Raw genomic sequence first — 14,206 nt, 5'->3', positions numbered from 1 at the left:
GGCGGCCGTCCGCTCCCGCGAGCGGACGGCCGCCTCGTCCGTGGGTCAGCCGAAGACGGAGGCGCAGGTGGTGGGCTTGGCGTGCGCGGGGTCGAGGGCGTTCGCCACCTCGTGGTAGGCGATCAGGTCGAACACGCCGATCGCGACGTGCTCGGACAGGTCGACGGGACACAGGTCCTGGAGCAGGACGTTGCGGACGTTCGGCCCGCTGAGGAACTGCGACCCGTAGGGCGTGACGACCTGGTCGTAGCGGGTGGCGATGACCGTGTAGCGCACGCCGGGGACGGTGTCGCCGCCCGCGTTGAGCTTGGCGAGGAAGGCGGATCCGGCGACCTGGTCGGCGAGTGCGGGGGTGTACTCGGTCAGGAGGTCGGCGGCGCCCGGGAAGTACGGCAGGAGCTTGGTGAGCCCGCCCAGAGTGGTGCCGTGGTTGCTCGGCGCGATGCCGACGAGGGCGTTCACCTTGTCCGCGCCGCCCAGGTACTTGAGGTAGTAACGCGGCATCATGCCGCCCTGGGAGTGGCCGACGATGTCGGCCTCGGGCGCTCCGGTGGCGGCGAGGACCCGGTCGACGTAGGCGTCGAGTTGCTCTGCCGACTTGTCGACAGGACCGAGGCCGTGGAAGAAGGGCACGCCGGGGAGCTGCCCGTAGTCGAGGGAGAAGACGCAGTAGCCGCGCTTCACCAGGTACGGGGCGAGGGCGAGCCAGTTGTCGACGGAGTTGCCGAGGGTTCCGTGGACGAGGACGACGGGGCGGGGATGGGCGGCGGAGGGCTTGCAGGTGTCGTCGTTCCAGCCACTGGTGGGGGCAGTGGCGGTGATGTCGGCGGTTGCGGTGGCAGTGGGGACGAGAGCGACGGCGACGGCCAGCAGGAAGGCTGACAGTGGTCGGAGCGCACGTTTCCAAGGCAGCATCGATCGGTCTCCTTGCGGCTCAAGGGAGTTGCGATGGCTGAATGTGCTTGCCGTGCACACAACAACTTACGGACGGGTAACCGCACGGGGAAGTGACGCGTCGGTAAAGACTGACTCTTCGTCAATAGCGGTCGGCCACACGTCCGTAGCCGCCGAGCACCGCCGCCCGTCGCCTGTGCGGCCCGGTGTCCTACGCGGCCAGCGACCCCGGCAGGACCGCCCTCGGACCGAACCTGGCGCGGGCCCGGTCCGCCACGGCCTCGATCCGGCGCGCCCGTTCGTCGGCCGGGTCGAACGACAGCTGCCGGGCGGCGTGTTCGGCCGGCATCAGACCCTCGGCCCGCAGCGACAGCCCGCGCACCCTGGCCCGCTGCAGTCCGAGCGACGCGTGCAGGGCGTACGCGGCGCCGGTGAGTGCCGCGGAGTGAGCGGTCGGCTCGCGCAGGGTGCGGGTGCGGACGGTTGTGGACCGGTCGGCGTAGCGCACGGTGAGGCTCAGGGAACGGCACACCTCGTGCTCGCCGCGCATCCGCGTGCCGAGCTCCTCGGCGAGCGAGAGCAGCGCCCTGCGGTGCTGCGTCTGGTCCAACTCGTCGAAGGGGAAGCTCCGTTCGGCGGCGACCGAAGAGGAGAGGGCGCCCGGGACGACCGTCGTACGGTCGATGCCGCGCGCCCGCTCCCACACCTCACGGCCCGCCCGCGCGCCCAGGATCCGCTGGATCACGGCGAGCGGCGCGTCGGCGACGCGTCCGGCGGAGTCGAGGCCGTAGGCGCACAGGGTGCGGGCCGTCGCGCGCCCCACGCCGTCGAGCGCGGCGACCGGCTTGTCCGCCAGGAAGGCGGCGGTCTCGTTCTCCGCCACCACCAGGGTCGTACCGGGCACGGCCTCCCGCGCCGCCATCCGGGCGAGCATCGGGCCGGGGCCGGCGCCGATGACGCAGTCCACCCCGCAGTGCGCCAGCGCCCGCACCCGCAGCAGCGAGGCGAGCTCGGCCGTGTCCCGGCCGAAGTACCGTTCCGCGCCCCGGACGTCGACGAGCGCGGCGTCGGGCGGCAGCGCCTGGACGACAGGGCTGATGTTCCCTGCCACCCCGAGCAGGGCGGTCAGCATCGCCTCGCCCCCGGCCTCTTCGGACGCCGGGGGCAGCAGGAAACGTACGTGGAGGATCATCCGGCGCTCCCCGGGCTCTGGTGCCACAGCTTCCTTCCGGTGGCGGCCGTGTCACCGGCCGGCCGCAGGTCGGCCCACGGGTTCATCTCGTAGCCCGTCGGCAGCTGGATCCGGCGGCCGCCCGCGGCGTCGCCGTCCGGGTGCGCGGCCGGGGCCGCCAGCCGGGCCGCGACCGCGTCGAGGCCGCCGGTGCGGCGCAGCTCCGCCAGTTCGGCCAGGTTCCAGGCCGCCGCGCCCACCACGCTGAGGCTGCGCGGTCCGCGCCGCTGCACCACTCCGCGTACCAGCAGCAGCCAGGAGTGGAAGACGGTGTGGGCGCAGGCGGCGTGGCTGTCGTCGAAGAAGGCGAGGTCGACCAGGCCGGTGCCGTCGTCGAGCGTGGTGAAGATGACCCGCTTGCCGGACCGGATCGGCGGCGTCTGGGTGGCCGCCTTGGCGCCCGCGACGAGCACCGTCTGGCCGTGCCGTGCGCCGCGCAGCCGCTGCGCGGAGAGCACGCCCAGCTCGGCCAGGAAGGCGTGGTGATCCTCCATCAGGTGGCGGGAGGCGTCCATGCCGAGCACGCCCAGCTCTGCGCTGAGGCGTTCCGCGTCACCGAGGTCGGGCAGGCCGACGGAAGCGGTCTCCCGCCCCTGGGCGAGCGGGAGCTGACTGCCGTACGACGCCGTTCCCCGTCCGCCGCGGTGGAGTTCGGCGAGGTGCAGCAGCAGGTCACGGCGGTTGGCCCCGAAGGCGTCGAGGGCGCCGACCTGGGCGAGACGTTCGGCGACGGGCCGGCCGGGGCGGGCGCGCTGCCAGAAGTCCAGGAGCGAGGAGTAGGGCTGCCCGGACTCGATGCGGGACTTCTCGGCCTCGCTGATGCCGTGGACGTCCGCGAGGGCGAGCCGCAGGCCCCACCTCCCGGACGCCGTGCCACCCTCACCACCAGACACCAGTTCGATTCGATGGGCGGCGCCCGACCGGTTGACGTCCAACGGCAGCACGGGCACCCCGCGCCGCCGCGCGTCCGCCAGCAGCAGCCGCTTCGGGTACATCCCGGGGTCGTGCGTGAGCAGCCCGGCGAAGAAGGCCGCCGGGTGGTGCGCCTTGAGCCAGGCCGACTGGTACGTGGGCACCGCGAAGGCGACCGCGTGCGCCTTGCAGAAGCCGTACGAGCCGAACGCCTCGACGATCTCCCAGGTGCGGGCGACCACTTCGGGCCCGTACCCCTTGGCCCCGGCGCGCTGTGCGAACCAGACCTTGATCCTGCCCTGCGACTCGGGATCGGAGAGCCCGCGCCGTACCCGGTCGGCCTCGTCCCGGCCGCAGCCGGTCATGATGTCCACGATCTCGATGATCTGCTCGTGGAAGACGACCACCCCGTACGTCTCCTTCAGCGGCCCCTCCAGATCGGGATGCGGGTAGCGGACGGGCGCGCGGCCGTGCCGGGCCTCGATGAACGGCCGGACCATGTCGGCCGCGACCGGCCCCGGACGGAACAGCGAGATGTCCACGACCAGGTCGTGGAAGTTCTCCGGCTGCAGCCGTCCGACCAGGTCGCGCTGGCCCGGGGACTCGATCTGGAAGCAGCCCAGCGTCTCGGTGGACCTGATGAGCCGGTAGGTGTCCGGGTCCCCGGGCGGCAGGGAGTCGAGAGCGACCTCCTCCCCCGAGACCCGGCGCACCTCGGCGACCGCGTGCGCCATCGCCGACTGCATCCGCACGCCGAGGACGTCGAGCTTGAGCAGCCCGAGCCTCTCCACGTCGTCCTTGTCGAACTGCGACATGGGGAAGCCCTCGCCGCTCGTGGGCACCACGGGGGTACGGGCGAGCAGCGAGGAGTCGGAGAGCAGCACACCGCACGGGTGCATGGCGACACCGCGCGGCAGCGCGTCCAGCGCCTCGACCAGCTCCCACAGCCGTCCGCGCTGCTTCAGCTCCTTCGCGACCGGCTGGAGTTCGGGCAGTTCGTCGAGCGCGGCGCGCGCGTCGCGGGCCCGGATGTGCGGGAAGGATTTGGCGATCCGGTCGATCTCGGCCGGGTCCATCGACAGGGCCGCGCCCACGTCCCGTACGGCATGGCGCACCCGGTAGGTCTCGGGCATGGAGACGGTCGCGACCCGCTCCTCGCCGAAGCGGCCGATGATCGCGCGGTAGACGTCGAGGCGGCGGGCGGACTCGACGTCGATGTCGATGTCCGGCAGCACCCGCCGGCGCTTGGACAGGAAGCGCTCCATCAGCAGCCCGTGCTCGACCGGGTCGGCGTGCGCGATGCCGATGAGGTGGTTGACGAGGGACCCGGCCCCGGAGCCGCGCGCGGCGACCCGGACACCCATCCGCTTCACGTCGTCGACCACCTGGGCGACGGTCAGGAAGTAGGAGGCGAATCCGTGGTGGGCGATGATGTCCAGCTCGTGGTGCATCCGCTCCCAGTAGGCGCGCCGGCCCTCGTAGCCGCGCAGCACCATGCCGGCCGCGGCACGGGAGGCCAGCACCCGCTGCGCGGTGCGGTGCTCCGCGCCGACGAGGCGGGGCTCCGGGAAGTGCACGCTGCCGATCCCCAGGTCGTCCTCGGGGTCGACCAGGCAGGCTGCGGCCGTCTCCTCGGTCATGGCGAGCAGCCGGTGCGCGGTGTCACGCCGGAAGCCGGCCGCCTCGGCGACCCGCTCGGCGGCACGGGCCATGGCGGCCGGGTCCTTGAGCCAGCGTTCGCCGCTGTCGAGTTCTGTGCGCGGGTCCACGGGCACGAGCCGGCGGGCCGAGTCGAGGACGTCGGCGACCGGGCCCTGGCCGGGGTCCGCGTACCGGACGGCGTTGGTCAGGACGGCCCGTACGCCCTGGTCGGCGGCGAGGCCGAGGGTACGGGCGGCGTGCCGCAGCGACCCGGGGCCGGTGCCGGTGCGGCCGTGGTGGACGACCTCCAGGCACAGCCGGTCGCCGTACCGCTCGCGCCAGGGGCCGAGCAGCCCGGCGGCGCGGTCGGGCCGGCCGGCGGCGAGAGCGCGTCCGGCCTCGGAGGAGGGGCCGAGGAGCACGGTCAGTCCGTCGCCGTGGTTGTCCTGCCACGGCAGCAGCGGGCTCTCCCGGTCGGCCGCATGGGCGGCGGTGATCATCCGGCACAGGTCGGCCCAGCCCTGGCGGGAGCGGGCGAGGAAGACGGTCCGGGGCGCGGATTCGTCGATGAACGCGCCTCCGCGGACCGGTGTGCGGCGGCGTTCGGCGGGCCCCTCCCGGTGTTCGCGCTCCCCCACCGCGAGGTCCGCACCGAACAGCGGACGTACGCCCGCGCCGGTGCACGCCTCGGCGAAGCGGACCGTCCCCGCGAGGGTGTCGCGGTCCGTCAGCGCGAGGGCGTTCATGCCCCGCTCGGCAGCGCACTCGGCAAGCCGCTCCGGGTGGGAGGCCCCGTATCGCACGGAGAACCCGGAAACGGTGTGCAGATGCGTGAAGCCCGGCATCCGCACCTCCTGGATCAGCCTGTCTCACCTCCCCTGTCCTTTCCACCATAGACCAAATTTCGAACACCCGTACGACAGTCGTACGACACGTGACGACCGTGTCCGCCCCAGGCCGCCCCTCAGCCGTTCGACCCGGTCCCACCTGCGGGAACACCGGGTTCCGTCGGGCGTCGGGCCGCTTCCGGGGGGATGGCGCGGCGGGCCCGAAGGGGTACGGGAGCTCTCCCCCACCCCGCCCCTTCCCGAACCGGGGCTCCGCCCCGGACCCCAGCTGCCCGGCACCGCGCTTCGCGCGGGCCAGCTGACTGCCGGCGCCCCGGTCGGTGCGTCCCCGCCGAGGGGCACTCCCAGCTCCGCCGCGCGATTGAGGCGCGGCGCTCGGTCCAGAGCCGCGCCAAGGGGGACGCGAGGCCTGGGGCCACCACACGGGTGCGAGACGCCGGGCAGCCCCGAGAGGCGGACGCGGACGACGGACACTCCCAGCCCGCCGGCGATTGAGGCGCAGGGCCCGGGGCAGAGCCCCGACAAGAGCGCCGCGAGGGCCGGGGCAGAACAGCCCGGGGGCCGCCACACAGGCGGCCCCCGACGACGGGCGCTTCCTGCCCCGCCGGCGATTGAGGCGCAGGGCCCGGGGCAGAGCCCCGACAAGAGCGACGCGCGCAAGAAGCCGGCGTGGGGCTCAAGCGCAAGGGGCCCGGGGGCAGCGCCCCCGGGCCCCTGGTCACACCGAGGTCAGCCGATTTCCGCGCCGAACGTCGACAGCGCCTCCGTCACCGGCTGGAAGAACGTCTCGCCGCCCGACGAGCAGTCACCGCTGCCGCCCGACGTCAGACCGATCGCCGTGTCGCCCGCGAAGAGCGAACCGCCGCTGTCGCCCGGCTCGGCGCAGACCGTTGTCTGGATGAGGCCCTCGACGATGTCGCCGTTGCCGTAGTTCACGGTCGCATCGAGTGCGGTGACCTCACCGTCGTGGACCTGCGTCGTGGAGCCGCTGCGCTGTACCTGCATGCCGACGGTCGCGTCACCCGCCTTGGCGATGGCCTGCGCGCTGCCGTTGTAGAGGTTGACCTCGCTCGGGTGCGCGGTGTCCCCGTTGTACTTCACCAGCGCGAAGTCGTTGCCCGGGAACTGCGAGTCGACCATCGTGCCGATGGCCGCGCCGCCCGCCGCGTCCGACCACTCGCTGCCGGACTGGCCGCAGTGGCCGGCGGTGATGAAGTGCGGCTCGCCGTCCTTGACGACGTTGAAGCCGAGGGAGCAGCGTCCGCCGCCCGAGTGGATCGCGTCGCCACCGGCGACGAACGGCTTGAACTCGCCCGCCGTCCGCTTGAGTTCGGCCCTCGCGCCGAGGCCCTCGACGACCTCCTGCAGCTTGGTCAGCTCCGCGCCCTCGACCGTACGGTCCGCCGTGACCACCAGCTTGTTCGTGACCGGGTCGGTCGCCCAGGAGGTGCCCGGGATACGCGCCTTGTCGGACAACGTCTGCCGGGCGCCCGTCAGTTCGGCGAGCGTGTTCTCGACGATCCGGGCCTTTCCGCCCGCCTCGCGCACGGTCTGCGCGGCGTCCTCGGAGACCACGTTCACCACGAGAGCCTTGGCCTCGGCGTCGTAGTAGGCCCCGGCGCCGTCGGCACCCAGGTCCTCCGTCAGCGAGAGGGCGAGCGTCCCCGCCGCCGGCGCCGTCAGGGACTTGAGGGCGTGCTGCTCGGTGCTGTCACTGGCGTTCGCACTCTGGAACGTGACGGCCGCGGCGACAAGGGCGACGACGGCGCCGCCCGCAACTGCCGCTTTTCTCCTGGGTATATGCCGGTGCTTCACGACATGACCTCCTGTGGGGGCCGCGCCCGGACAAGTGGGGTGCCCGGACACGGAGGATGGGGCGCCCACTATTCCGAGGCGTCGCACTCGCACACAAGGCAGACCCTTGGACGGGCACACGACAACTCGCGTGATTTCACAGCCTCTTCACAGGGGCGGTACCCCGCCCACTCGCCGGCTCAGCTCACCGGCCGTGCGCGCGACCTGCTCGGCGATGCGCCCGCGCTGCTCCGCATCCACCTCGTCGGCCGGGAACGTCACCGCCACGCCCGCGATGGGATGGGCACTGTGGTCGAGCACGGGCGCGGCGACCGAGGAGAAGCCCCGCGTGACCTCGCCCTCCTCCGTCGCGTAGCCCCGGCGCCGCACCTCGACCAGGAGTGCGCGCAGGGCCGAGAGGGACCGGGGCCCGGCCTCGTTGCGCATCACGAAGGCGGACGGGTCCGGGAACAGCGCCCGGACCTGGGCCTGGGCGAGCCGGGCGAGCATCGCCCGGCCGCTGGCCGTCAGGTGCGCCGGCAGCCGGACGCCCACCTCCGTCACCAACGGGGCCCGGCCCGGCGCCCGTTCCTCGATGACGTAGATGACCTCGCGGCCGTGCAGGACCGCGAGGTGCGCGCTGTGTCCCGTGCGGTCGACCAGCGCGGCCAGCGGCACCCGGGCCATCCGTTGGAAGGGGGCCTGACGGCTGTAGCCGGAGCCGAGTTCGAAGGCGCTGACGCCCAGTCCGTAACGGCGTTCCTCGGCGAGGTGCACCACGAACCCCTCACGTACGAGCGTGTCGAGGAGGTGATACGTCGTCGAACGGGGCAGTCCCACGTCCCGGCTGATGGCCGCCGCCTGCACCGGACCGACCTGCCGGGCGAGGTGGCGCAGGACGGCCAGCACCTGCGCGGCGGCGGGAACGATCGACATGCCGCGACGCTACCGCGCCCCGGCCCGACGGGGCGTCCCCGGCGCGCTCGATCCCGTCTGGGATACCAGACCCGATGTCTTGGATACCAGACAAAACCTCACCGCCGGGCATGGTGGCACCGCTGTGACCTCGTGCTTCATGGAGGCATGGCAAATGTTCTCGTAGACGTCGGCGCGCTGTCCGCCGACGATGTGGTGTCCGTCGCCCGCCACGGGGCCCCGTGTCCCTGTCCCCCGCGGCACAGGACGCGATCGTCCACAGCCGCAAGGTGATCGAGGCCCTCGCCGGTGACACGACCCCGCACTACGGGGTGTCGACCGGCTTCGGGGCCCTCGCCACCCGGCACATCCCCACCGAGCTGCGCGCACAGCTTCAGCGCAGCCTCGTCCGCTCGCATGCCGCCGGCACCGGCCCGGAGGTCGAGCGCGAGGTCGTCCGCGCGCTGATGCTGCTCCGTCTGTCGACCCTCGCCACGGGCCGCACCGGCGTCCGGCTGGAAACCGCGCAGGCGTACGCCGCGCTGCTCAACGCCGGTATCACCCCCGTCGTGCACGAGTACGGCTCCCTCGGCTGCTCCGGCGACCTGGCTCCCCTCGCCCACTGTGCGCTCGCCGTCATGGGCGAGGGCGACGTGCGGGACGCCGACGGTGTCCTGCGCCCCGCGGCCGAGGCGCTGGCCGCGGCCGGCATCGAGCCCGTCACGCTGCACGAGAAGGAGGGCCTGGCGCTCATCAACGGCACGGACGGCATGCTCGGCATGCTGATCCTGGCCTGCCACGACCTGCGCCGGCTGCTCGCCACCGCGGACATCGGCGCCGCCATGAGCGTCGAGGGCCAGCTCGGCACCGACGCCGTCTTCGCCGCCGACCTGCAGGCTCTGCGCCCCCACCCGGGCCAGGCGGACAGCGCCGCCAACCTGCGGGCCCTGCTCGCAGGGTCGGCGATCGTCGCGAGCCATCGCGGTCCCGCGTGCACGCGGGTGCAGGACGCGTACTCGCTGCGCTGCTCCCCACAGGTCCACGGCGCCGCGCGCGACACCACGGCCTACGCCGCGCTCGTGGCGTCCCGCGAGCTGGCGAGCGCCGTCGACAACCCGGTGGTGACCCACGACGGGCGGGTGGAGAGCAACGGGAACTTCCACGGCGCCCCGGTCGCCTGTGTCCTGGACTTCCTCGCCATCTCCGTCGCCGACGTCGCCTCGGTCGCCGAGCGGCGCACGGACCGCTTCCTCGATGTGGCGCGCAACCACGGTCTGAACGCGTTCCTCGCCGACGACCCCGGCGTGGACTCGGGCCACATGATCGCCCAGTACACGCAGGCCGCCATCGTCTCGGAACTCAAGCGGCTGGCCGCGCCCGCGTCCGTCGACTCCATCCCCTCCAGCGCCATGCAGGAGGACCATGTCTCGATGGGCTGGTCGGCGGCCCGCAAGCTGCGCCGCGCCATCGACGGTCTGACGCGGGTCATCGCGGTGGAACTCCTCACGGCCGCCCGCGCCCTCGATCTGCGCGCACCGCTGGCGCCCTCCCCGGCCACGGCCGCCGTCGTCGCGGAACTCCGCCGCGACGTGCCGGGGCCCGGCACCGACCGCTACCTCGCACCCGAGATCGAGGCGGCCGTCCGGTGCGTCGCCTCCGGCCGCGCACTGAGCGCCGCCGAGGCCGTCACCGGCCCCCTCGCCTGACCCCTCGTCCGTTCCCCGCCCCGTCCCACGACGGCCCTGCGAGGCCGTCACCGAAAGGAAGAACATGTCGGAAGGCGCACGCCCCGTCCGCGCAGCGCACGGCGGCACTCTCACCACCCTGGGCTGGCAGCAGGAAGCCGCGCTCCGGATGCTCCAGAACAACCTCGACCCCGAGGTGGCGGAGCATCCGGACAAGCTGGTGGTCTACGGCGGTACGGGCAAGGCGGCGCGGGACTGGCGTTCGTTCGATGCGATGGTGCGCACGCTGCGGACGTTGAAGCAGGACGAGACGATGCTGGTGCAGTCGGGTCGTCCGGTGGGGGTGATGCAGACGCACGAGTGGGCGCCGCGGGTGCTGATCGCGAACTCGAACCTGGTGGGGGACTGGGCGAACTGGGAGGAGTTCCGGCGTCTGGAGCAGCTGGGGCTGACCATGTACGGGCAGATGACGGCCGGTTCGTGGATCTACATCGGGACGCAGGGCATTCTGCAGGGCACGTACGAGACGTTCGCGGCCGTGGCGGCGAAGAAGTTCGGCGGGACGCTGGCGGGGACGATCACGCTGACCGCGGGTCTGGGCGGCATGGGCGGCGCCCAGCCGCTCGCCGTCACCATGAACGACGGCGTGGCGATCTGCATCGACTGCGACCCCCGCGCGATCGAGCGCCGTATCGAGCACCGCTACCTGGACGTGAAGGCGGACTCCCTGGAGCATGCCCTCCAGCTCGCGGTCGAGGCCCGGGACCAGCGCAGGCCCCTGTCCATCGGTCTGCTGGGCAACGCGGCGGACCTCCTTCCGCGGATGCTGGCCGAGGGCGCGCCCGTCGACATCGTGACGGACCAGACGTCGGCGCACGATCCGCTGGCGTATCTGCCGGTGGGGGTCGACTTCGGCGACATGCAGTCGTACGCGGCGAAGGACCCGGCCGGGTTCACCACCCGAGCCCGTGAGTCCATGGCCCGGCATGTGGAGGCGATGGTCGGCTTCATGGACGCGGGCGCCGAGGTCTTCGACTACGGCAACTCGATCCGCGGCGAGGCTCAGCTCGCGGGCTACGACCGGGCGTTCGCGTTCCCGGGTTTCGTGCCCGCCTACATCCGGCCGTTGTTCTGCGAGGGCAAGGGTCCCTTCCGGTGGGCGGCGCTCTCGGGCGAGGCCTCCGACATCCACAAAACCGACAAGGCGATGCTCGAGCTCTTCCCGGAGAACGAGTCGCTGCGCCGGTGGATCACGATGGCGGGCGAGCGCGTCCACTTCCAGGGCCTGCCGGCGCGGATCTGCTGGCTGGGTTACGGCGAGCGGGACAGGGCGGGTGAGCGGTTCAACGACATGGTGGCGAGCGGTGAGCTGGCCGCGCCGCTGGCCATCGGTCGTGACCATCTGGACTGTGGTTCGGTCGCTTCTCCGTACCGGGAGACGGAGGCGATGCTGGACGGGTCGGACGCGATCGCGGACTGGCCGTTGCTGAACGCGATGGTGAATGTGGCCTCGGGTGCGTCGTGGGTGTCGATCCACCACGGTGGTGGTGTGGGCATGGGCCGTTCGATCCACGCGGGTCAGGTGTCGGTCGCGGACGGCACGAGGCTGGCGGGCGAGAAGGTCCGCCGGGTGCTGACCAACGACCCGGGCATGGGCGTCATCCGCCACGTCGACGCCGGCTACGACATCGCCGAGACCGTCGCCGCCGACAAGGGCGTCCGCATCCCCATGCAGGAGAACGACCCCGCGTAGCACCTCCCTCCGTCCGTCGAGGCCGGCGCTGCAGACGCCTCGGCCCCGCCCCGATTCTCACTTGGGAGTGGAAGACGGGGCGGCCCGGCCCCCGCCGCGCCGGAATTCCCACGGGTCTCGCATCCGAGAAGTCCGGGCGTCCGCGCTGGCCGGCGACGGGGCGGGCGGCGTGTGATGGGCCCGAGAGCAAGGAGAGCGACTGACATGACCTTCACCGTGGACGTGACCCCCCAGCCCTGGACCGGCCGTGACGACGGTCCGGGTGCCGACCTCGTGCGCTGGCACCACGTCGTCGCCCCGGCGGCGGACGGCGGCGGGGCCTGCGCCGGGCCGTGGCACGCCGCGTTCGTCGGGTTCCGCAGCGACGCGGGCGTCCGCAGGAACCAGGGCCGGCCCGGCGCGGCCGACGGACCGGACGCGCTGCGCCGGGCGCTCGCCCCGATGGCTCTGCGGCATCCGCTGCACGCGGTGGACGCGGGGGACGTCGAGGTCCGCGGCGACGACCTCGAGTCCGGGCACCGGCGCCTGGGCGAGGTGGTCACCGCACTGCTCGACCGCGGCGGCCGCCCGGTCGTCGTGCTCGGCGGCAGCCACGAGGTCGCCTACGGCAGCTACCTCGGTCTGGCGGGCAGCCGTGCCGTACGGGAAGGCGCCCGGGTCGGCGTCCTCAACCTCGACGCCCACTTCGACCTGCGCGACGACGCGCGCCCCAGCTCCGGCACGCCGTTCCTCCAGATGGCACGGGACGAGGAGGCTCACGGCCGCCGGCTCGACTACCGGGTGCTCGGCGTGAGCCGGCCCAGCAACACCCGCAGGCTCTTCGACACGGCGGACAGGCTCGGCGTCCGCTATCTGCTGGACACCGAGTGCGGCGTGCTGGACCGCGACCGGGTCGACACGTTCGTCGGCGAGTTCCTGGCGGACTGCGACCTGGTGCACCTGAGCATCGACCTGGACGTCCTGCCCGCCGCGGCGGCTCCCGGGGTGAGCGCGCCCGCCGCGTACGGCGTGCCGATGGAGGTCGTCGAGCGCGTGTGCGCAGCCGTGGCGGCGAGCGGCAGGCTCGCCGTGTGCGACGTCGCCGAACTCAACCCCGCTCTGGACATCGACGACCGCACGGCCCGCGCCGGCGCCCGGCTCGTCCACCGCATCCTGGACGTGGCGCCGCCCGCGGCATGACATGACCGCAGGCGGCCGGGCAGCGGGACGAGCCCCCACCGCGAAAGGCGGTTTCCAGTGGTCGTCGCAACACGTGATCACTGACGTGTGGCGGCGAGCAGTTTAGACAGACGCTCGGCTGGGGTTTCCCAGCCGAGCGTCTTGCGTGGGCGGCTGTTGAGTTCGGCAGCAACGGTGTCGAGGTGCTCACGGGTGTGCCGGGACAGGTCGGTGCCCTTGGGGAAGTACTGCCGCAACAGGCCGTTCGTGTTCTCGTTCGACCCACGCTGCCAAGGGCTGCCGGGGTTGCAGAAGTAGACCGGAATGCCGGTGGTGACGCTGAACGTGTGGTGACCGGCCATTTCGGAGCCCTGGTCCCAGGTCAGGGACCTCTTCAGGTGCTCCGGCAAGGTCTGGACAGTATCCGCCAGGGCGTCGCCGACAGCGACCGCGCCGCTGCCCTGGGGCAGGTGTACCAGCATGAGGTAGCGCGTGCTGCGCTCCACCAGCGTGGCGATGGCCGAGCGGTGGTCCTTGCCGACGATGAGGTCGCCCTCCCAGTGGCCGGGCACGGCCCGGTCGTTGGCCTCGGCCGGGCGGTCGCTGATCAGCACCATGGGGTGTGTGAACCGCTGCTGGCGGCTGTGGGCCTGGCGTTGAGGGCGGCGCATGGCGCGTCCTGTCCGCAGGGCCAGGGTCAGTTCCCGGCGGAGCTCTCCGCGGCCTTGGACGTAGAGGGCCTGGTAGATCGTCTCGTGGACCACGTGCATCTCCGGCCGGTCGGGGAAGCGCCTGCGCAGAGCGTGACAGATCTGCTCAGGGCTCCACCGCCTGGTGAGGTGGTCCTGGATGAAGTCGCGCAGCTCGGGGTTCTGACCGATCTTGCCGGGCTTGGGGCGCGGGCGGCGCTGTTGGGCCCGGCGCTGGGCGGCATGGGGCCGGTAGGCCCAGCGGAAGCGGTCGCCGCGCAGGGGCATGCCGTTTCGGCGTATCTCCCGGCTGACGGTGGACGGGCTGCGGCCCAGCTCGGCGGCGATGGCACGGACTGTCGCCTTCTCCCGGAACCGGTCGGCGATGTGGATCCGCTCGTCTTCCGTCAGGTACCGGGACGGCCCTGAGGCCACCCGCACGGCATTCGCGGGTGGCCTCGGACGCTTCTTCCGGCCCTCGGGCCGGCCGTTGCGCCACTCACGACCGGTCCGAGGGTTGACCCCGACTCGTCTGGACGCCTCAAGATTGCCGAACCCGAGCTGCATGAGCCGGAAGTATTCCTCCCGCTCCCGTTGCAGCTTGCGGGGCCCTTGCTCCTTGCGGCTCTTCCGGATCTTGAAGTCCATCGCATCCCCTGAACTGGGGTGTTGCGACGACCACTAGA

At 72.7% G+C, this 14,206-nt stretch carries 8 protein-coding genes and 1 pseudogene; 3 read left to right on the top strand and 6 right to left on the bottom strand.

Translation table 11 applies throughout. From position 1 onward, the window contains the following. Window positions 1-45: 45 nt before the first annotated feature. From QFZ82_RS30715 to QFZ82_RS30695, 5 genes are all read right to left on the bottom strand, one after another. The gene (locus QFZ82_RS30715; protein WP_307716229.1) at window positions 46-915 is read right to left on the bottom strand and encodes a triacylglycerol lipase; all 870 of its coding nucleotides are present in this window, start codon (window positions 913-915) and stop codon (window positions 46-48) included. A gap of 190 nt (window positions 916-1,105) precedes the next feature. After that, a complete protein-coding gene (locus tag QFZ82_RS30710; RefSeq protein ID WP_307716228.1) occupies window positions 1,106-2,086 on the bottom strand; it encodes a hypothetical protein in 981 nt (326 codons plus the stop codon). Beyond that, window positions 2,083-5,523, bottom strand: coding sequence for a DNA polymerase III subunit alpha (locus tag QFZ82_RS30705; protein WP_307716227.1), 3,441 nt, complete (start codon window positions 5,521-5,523; stop codon window positions 2,083-2,085). The genes QFZ82_RS30710 and QFZ82_RS30705 overlap by 4 nt, the downstream gene beginning before the upstream one ends. A 732-nt stretch (window positions 5,524-6,255) precedes the next feature. After that, the gene (locus QFZ82_RS30700) at window positions 6,256-7,341 is read right to left on the bottom strand and encodes a S1 family peptidase (protein ID WP_307716226.1); all 1,086 of its coding nucleotides are present in this window, start codon (window positions 7,339-7,341) and stop codon (window positions 6,256-6,258) included. 147 nt (window positions 7,342-7,488) lie between these two features. Then, window positions 7,489-8,256 (bottom strand): IclR family transcriptional regulator, encoded by a 768-nt coding sequence (locus QFZ82_RS30695; protein ID WP_307716225.1) that lies wholly within the window; start codon window positions 8,254-8,256, stop codon window positions 7,489-7,491. A gap of 147 nt (window positions 8,257-8,403) precedes the next feature. On the opposite strand from QFZ82_RS30695, the pseudogene hutH reads away from it, so the two are divergent. From hutH to hutG, 3 genes and pseudogenes are all read left to right on the top strand, one after another. Next, window positions 8,404-9,941, top strand: a pseudogene (gene hutH, locus QFZ82_RS30690) (histidine ammonia-lyase). Window positions 9,942-10,005: 64 nt separating this feature from the next. Further along, the gene (gene hutU / locus QFZ82_RS30685; protein WP_307716224.1) at window positions 10,006-11,673 is read left to right on the top strand and encodes a urocanate hydratase; all 1,668 of its coding nucleotides are present in this window, start codon (window positions 10,006-10,008) and stop codon (window positions 11,671-11,673) included. 204 nt (window positions 11,674-11,877) lie between these two features. Further along, on the top strand, window positions 11,878-12,852 hold the full coding sequence (gene hutG, locus QFZ82_RS30680; protein ID WP_307716223.1) for a formimidoylglutamase: 975 nt from the start codon (window positions 11,878-11,880) through the stop codon (window positions 12,850-12,852). A gap of 77 nt (window positions 12,853-12,929) precedes the next feature. On the opposite strand, the gene QFZ82_RS30675 is transcribed toward hutG, so the two are convergent. After that, the gene (locus tag QFZ82_RS30675) at window positions 12,930-14,087 is read right to left on the bottom strand and encodes an IS30 family transposase (RefSeq protein ID WP_307717827.1); all 1,158 of its coding nucleotides are present in this window, start codon (window positions 14,085-14,087) and stop codon (window positions 12,930-12,932) included. Window positions 14,088-14,206 lie beyond the last annotated feature (119 nt).

The organism is Streptomyces sp. V4I23 (genome assembly GCF_030817975.1).
GTDB lineage: Bacteria > Actinomycetota > Actinomycetes > Streptomycetales > Streptomycetaceae > Streptomyces.
The sequence above is the reverse complement of the archived record's forward strand: the minus strand, read 5'-3'. Positions and strand labels throughout refer to the sequence as shown.

Bases quoted from the DNA above. Each gene is read 5' to 3' on its own strand.
- QFZ82_RS30705 (WP_307716227.1), bottom strand. From the start codon at position 5,523: ATGCCGGGCTTCACGCATCTGCACACCGTTTCCGGGTTCTCCGTGCGA.
- QFZ82_RS30710 (WP_307716228.1), bottom strand. From the start codon at position 2,086: ATGATCCTCCACGTACGTTTCCTGCTGCCCCCGGCGTCCGAAGAGGCC.
- QFZ82_RS30695 (WP_307716225.1), bottom strand. From the start codon at position 8,256: ATGTCGATCGTTCCCGCCGCCGCGCAGGTGCTGGCCGTCCTGCGCCAC.
- QFZ82_RS30715 (WP_307716229.1), bottom strand. From the start codon at position 915: ATGCTGCCTTGGAAACGTGCGCTCCGACCACTGTCAGCCTTCCTGCTG.
- hutU (WP_307716224.1), top strand. From the start codon at position 10,006: ATGTCGGAAGGCGCACGCCCCGTCCGCGCAGCGCACGGCGGCACTCTC.
- QFZ82_RS30675 (WP_307717827.1), bottom strand. From the start codon at position 14,087: ATGCAGCTCGGGTTCGGCAATCTTGAGGCGTCCAGACGAGTCGGGGTC.
- hutG (WP_307716223.1), top strand. From the start codon at position 11,878: ATGACCTTCACCGTGGACGTGACCCCCCAGCCCTGGACCGGCCGTGAC.